Below are 3,519 nucleotides of genomic sequence, written 5' to 3' on the forward strand. Positions count from 1 at the left end.
GGGTCGATGTCCTTGCCGAGCGCGAGGATGCCCCGGTCGAGGAGCTGGCCCACGAGAGTCTCCACCAGCGTCCATGACTCGTCGTCGCCAAGGGCTGCGAGGCCTGCCGGCATGTCGGGAGGCGTTCGCCAGCCCTCCGGGCGCGCTGCGCGCCGCGCGAGCAGCCCGACCCCGGCCAGCGATTGGCGCTGGTCGACCGCGCTCAATTCTGCAAGGAGCCACATGCGTGGGATTAGCGGCCGCTTCAACGGCGTGACATCGCCTGTGAAGTGCCCAGATTCTTCGGCTGCCTGTCTCAGCCGTAGCTCAATGTCCGAAATGCGCGGCGGCTGCTCGCCGCGGTCTTTCCACATCTCACTGATTACGGAGAGGATGAGGCGGCGCCGGTTCGCATTGCCATAGGTTCTCCCCAGGTAGGGCGCGAAGAACGCAGCATCCTGGCGGCTATCGGCGAAGCTGATGAACTTTGGAGCTTCGTTCTCACGCGGAAGGTTGTCGTACAGCGCGGACGCGAGCACGGCGGGCGGCCCGTCCTGCCCGGGCCGCAATCGACGGGGTCCGTTCTGCGCCGAGCTGGCCCCGCAGTTCACGCAGTAGCGGATGTCAGGGCGCCCCCTCTTCGTGGCCGCCCGGATAAGCGGCAGCGGATTGCCCGGGGAGCAGCTGCACCCGGGGGCGGTTTCGCCGGTTGCGAGGCAGACCCGGCACATCACCAGCCGGCGGCTGACTGTGGCATCCTGCTTCGCGGACTCGAGGAATGGCTGGGCCGCCTCCTCCTCGATGGACATTTCCTCGTCGGCCTCAACCTCCGGGTCGCCCGGACCCAGGTAGACGATGGCCTCTGCCGTGTCATCCCAGTCCAGCTGGCGGGAGAACTTGAACCCGGAGCCTTCCTTCTGAAAGCAGCCCCTCAGGTGCCATTGATTGCATTTTCGGCAGCTGGCCAGCTCCGAAAGCGCGGCTCCTTCGCCGCACAGGTCGCACCAGCGGTCGTCGGCCAGTGTGAACCGGTACGAACCGTCCGGCCCGTGGGGGCGAAGGCAGACCTGGACGCCGCCGATCGCGCGAACAAAGGTGTGGTAGCGCGCCCGGAGGACCGGGTCATCGTGGCCGGGCGCTTTCGTGCTGGACAGGCGGTTGACCAGGCTCGCGGTGCGCCCCCGGGCCTCGGGGTCACCGGGGAAGAGCTGCGCAGCCAGGCCATCGAGGCTACGGGGCCCTTCTCGCAGCGTCGTGACCAGTTGGTGGACTCGCCGGTCCCGGAGCAGTTGCTGGTCCGGGGTCTCGGCCTTGAACACGTCAAGTCCGAGGTCAAGCTCCGGGCCTTCAAGCTGGTCTGGCCGGCGCTCGGCGAGGACGACGTCCTGTCGGCTCGTATCGCCCGGGTCGTACTCCAACGGGGCCCCAAACAGGCGCTCAGCGAACGCGGCGACGAGCGGCAGGTCCCCCTCGCCGCCAGCGATCGTCGCGGAAGTGCCAATGCAGCGCACCTGGTCGGGTCCGCGGTGAACCCTGGTGAACAGCCGGCGCAGGAGCATTGCGATTTCGAGGCCGGTTGTGCCGTTATACGTGTGCACCTCATCGAGGACGAGGAATCGCCACGTGTCCTCCGTCTGCACGCTGAACAGCGGTGAATCATCCGGCCGCATCAGCAGGTACTCGAGCATCGCGTAATTGGTCAGCAGAATGTTCGGCGGGGTCGCCTGCATCTGTTCGCGGGAGATAAGTTCGTTCGGCAGCGGCGCCTGTCCTTCGTTCCGGCCCTGGTAGTCTTCGAGCGCCTGCTTGTAGGTCTGCGCTGTCTCGCCGATGTACCGCCCGAAGGTGATCTCCGGTGCGGAGGCGAGGATGGACCGCAGGCGCGAGACCTGATCGTTGGCGAGCGCGTTCATCGGGTAGAGCAGCAGCGCCCGCACCCCGGGCCCTAAACGGCCATCAGCCCGCTGCCTGAGCAGGGCATCGAGGATCGGGACGAGGAACGTTTCCGTCTTACCGCTGCCGGTGCCGGTAGCGATGATGACGTTGCGGCCGGCGGCCACCTTCAAGATAGCGGTCTCCTGGTGCGCATACAGCGGCCGCCGCAAGGGCAGGGCACCTCCGAATGGGTCGTGCAGCCACTCGCTGCTCAGCACGCCAGACTCTGCCAGCTCCGCCAGGGATCTGCCCTCGCGAATGGGCGGCGAGGACTCGAGACCGGGCCGATCACGAGGCTGCTGGTGCGCTCGAGCGCATCCTCCAGGCCGGCGTTCATCGCGGGGTCGTTCGTCCGGAGCAGCGTCCGCAGGTACCGCCGATAGGAGGCCCCGATGCGCTCCGTGACGGCGACGGGGTCAAGGTCCATCAATGGACCTCCTGCAGTGCTTCCGCGAGGCACAGGTCTCGCTCGTACACGTTGGGCATCGCCCGGGCTACATGTGCTGCAAGGCGCAGAGCACGCGCGACCTCCTCATGGCTGCCGGCCACCCGGCTCCTGGCATAGAGCCGCTGCCAGCACGCGAGCACCAGCGACATCCATGGCAGGCCATCCGGCCAGCTCACTGGGCCCCCTGGCAGGCGCAGTTGGGCTGCGAAGTCCCTCTGCCAGGTCCGTTGGACGTCGGCAGCGAATTTCTTCAGGTCGGCCGGCTCCGGACCTCGTTCGAGGACCCGCCCATCGGCGTTCAGGCGCTGCCGGTCGGCCCAAACGGCCCGCTGCCAGCCCTCGTCCGTGAGCAGAGGTCCCGGCGTGGCCACCTGGCCCGGCGTTCCTCGCGAGCACTGGAGCTGGCGCAGGACCTTCAGCCGGTTGCCCCATTGCTTCATCGCGTCCTCCCGCGAACTCAGCGGTTCGCCGATGTTCACCCGCCACCGTTCCGCCGCTTGCGGTTCCTGGAGGTGCTTCGATTCAAGCATGGCTGCAAGGGGAGGCCAGACCGCCCACAGCTTCCGCCGAAGCCCGTCGGGCAGTCCTGTACTGCCCAGTGCACGCCAGGCGGGCAGGCCGAGGGCCGCGAGCAGGTGGGCCAGGTTCGGCGACGGCTCACTTTCTGCGACGGCTTCGAGCAGCGCGGTCATTTCGCGCGTGACCTCGCTCGGCGGGGTGCCCCCAGCCGAGAGTGCGGCCAGTGACGCCCCCAGGTGCGACCAGTCGAGCTGCTCGACGGGCACCGGGACCCCGCGCTCGACCAGGCCGACCAGCGTCCGAAATATCTCCGTCGTCGCGGCCGTGTCGGCTGAAGCGGCGAGCTCACCGAGTTCGGCCGGTGGCGCATCACGTGCGAAAAAGCGCTCGAAGACGGCATGCAGGCCCCCAACGCCGCGGCGATGCCTGGACGCCTCTCGGAGCTGCCGCACGTATTCCCGCTGCTCCATTTCGCCTCCGACCTGGACCACCTGGTCAACGACGGTGGTCTCGCCGACCCACGGGTCCTCGACGCGCAGCGTCAGCCGCATCGGTCCGCGGGCGTTCAACCACCAGCGGGCCTGGTACTGCCCGCTGCCTCCCTCAATCTCGCCATCGACGGGCTCCTCCCACGGCCG

At 68.2% G+C, this 3,519-nt stretch carries 3 protein-coding genes; all 3 read right to left on the reverse strand.

Going from position 1 to position 3,519, the window contains the following annotated elements:
* Positions 1-2,084: DEAD/DEAH box helicase (locus VAE46_RS11050; protein ID WP_322796989.1), on the reverse strand; the 2,084-nt coding region annotated here is incomplete at its 3' end.
* A 41-nt stretch (positions 2,085-2,125) separates the two neighbouring features.
* Positions 2,126-2,341 carry a hypothetical protein gene (locus tag VAE46_RS11055; protein ID WP_322796990.1) on the reverse strand — a complete coding sequence of 72 codons (216 nt, stop codon included), beginning with the start codon at positions 2,339-2,341 and terminating at the stop codon, positions 2,126-2,128.
* Positions 2,341-3,519 (reverse strand): hypothetical protein (locus VAE46_RS11060; protein ID WP_322796991.1); only part of this gene is annotated, 1,179 nt, incomplete at its 5' end. The genes VAE46_RS11055 and VAE46_RS11060, both read right to left, overlap by 1 nt.

This window comes from Tepidiforma sp., assembly GCF_034433535.1.
Classification (GTDB): domain Bacteria; phylum Chloroflexota; class Dehalococcoidia; order Tepidiformales; family Tepidiformaceae; genus Tepidiforma.